1 protein-coding gene and 1 pseudogene are annotated in these 1,533 nt (G+C 44.7%); one reads left to right on the top strand and one right to left on the bottom strand.

Annotated features, from left to right (window positions below):
• The coding region (locus tag AB4496_RS19410; protein WP_372131660.1) for a TolC family outer membrane protein at positions 1-886 on the bottom strand (886 nt) is incomplete at its 3' end.
• Positions 887-1,186: 300 nt separating this feature from the next.
• Here AB4496_RS19410 and AB4496_RS19405 point away from each other — a divergent pair.
• Positions 1,187-1,533: pseudogene (locus AB4496_RS19405) on the top strand (biofilm-associated surface protein); the annotation flags it as partial.

Genomic DNA, 1,533 nt, shown 5'->3' with positions numbered 1-1,533 from the left:
GCATTGCGAGCGTTTCTTGACTTGAACCTTCATCGCCTCCTGCATCATCACGCCATGACTGAGACGCTTCGATAGAGAATGTAGGATAGTTTACGCCTTTGGACTGTTTATATTGAAAATGTGCTGCGTCGACATCTGCCGCCGCTATTTTAATTACAGGGTGTTTATCTAAAGCGTCAACTATGGCATCTGACAATGACAGTGGAATCCAAGATATGTCGGCCCTTGGGTAAATCAGACCTAGCGGTTCTTGTCCTACAACTCTTCTAAATTGGGTATGTGTGTCGATCAAATTATTCTGGGCGGCTAATAAGTTACCATGAGCTTTTGCAATCCTAGCTTCTACTTGCGAAACGTCTGCGGTAGAACCTATGCCTGAACTCGCTCGTTTTTTTATGTCTTTATAGATTTTCTTGTGTATCGCAAGGTTACTTTCTGACAGCGCCAGTACCTCAGTCGCTTTTACTGCGTCGAGATATATTTGTGTTACCTCCAGTGCTTTGTCTTCGGCATCTGCTATCAATTGCAAACGAACTGATTCGGCTTCTGCAGCGGTACGGTCAATATCGTTCAGAGTCGAAGAACCATCCCACAGCAATTGAGTGAGGGAAATCGTTGCTTCCTTTCTTGTTAGATCCGTGTCTGGACCGTTATTTGGTGCAGGGTTTATACCTTCATAACCAATACCGGCATCAAGGTCGATACTCGGCCTGTATGCCCCACCAGAGGCGTCATTACGCTTTTTCACGCTCACATATTCGTTAAAGATGCTTTTTATCTCTGGATTCGTTGCCAGGGTAATAGCCACAGACTGTTCCAGAGTTTGAGCGGCGAGTGGTGCTGCAGCAACTAAGCAACACATTATGGATAATTTAAACAATTTCAAAGTAGCTCTCCTTCTACTTTCAATGCCTCATCCGTTTCCCAACCTACGTTTACCGTTGAATTGAGTGAATGGTATTAAACGAAGCTTAGGACATTTGCAAAAAAATGCGAAGTTTGTTGGTTTTTTTTGAATGTAAGTCGCTATTGCTATTGACTAATTTAAAAAGCATCGCATTTCCATGCCTTTAGTGAGTTGATTATCAATAATGCCACTACTAAATTTATTGTAGGAAATAGCCACAGCGCAGAGTGGGATTGGATCCGCGTTTGGTGTGTTCTGGGCAGAAGTGGGAATATGGATATGGGAAATATCAACCTAAGTATACTAGGTCTTGCGAACGGCGTTATAGTGCTCGACGCTCAAGGCCAAGTTAGACGTTTGCCTCCGGGCGAGCAACCAGCTACTAGCGACGTCATTGTCACTGTCGAAACAACTGAAGAGAGCGTGCCAAACGTTTCTGCGCGGTTTGTCGATGACCAAGGTCAGCAAAACGTGATAGACACTGATGATGCGATCGCTCAAGTTCAACGTGCTATTGAAGAAGGGTTTGATCCAACAGAATTGGGTGAAGAGTTTGATGCCGCAGCAGGTGAGCAAGGCTCAAGTCTAACCAACAGCGGTAGGATTGAACGTACAGGGGCTGAAAC

Source organism: Vibrio sp. 10N.222.46.A1 (assembly GCF_041473595.1).
Taxonomy (GTDB): domain Bacteria; phylum Pseudomonadota; class Gammaproteobacteria; order Enterobacterales; family Vibrionaceae; genus Vibrio; species Vibrio tasmaniensis_A.
The sequence above is the reverse complement of the archived record's forward strand: the minus strand, read 5'-3'. Positions and strand labels throughout refer to the sequence as shown.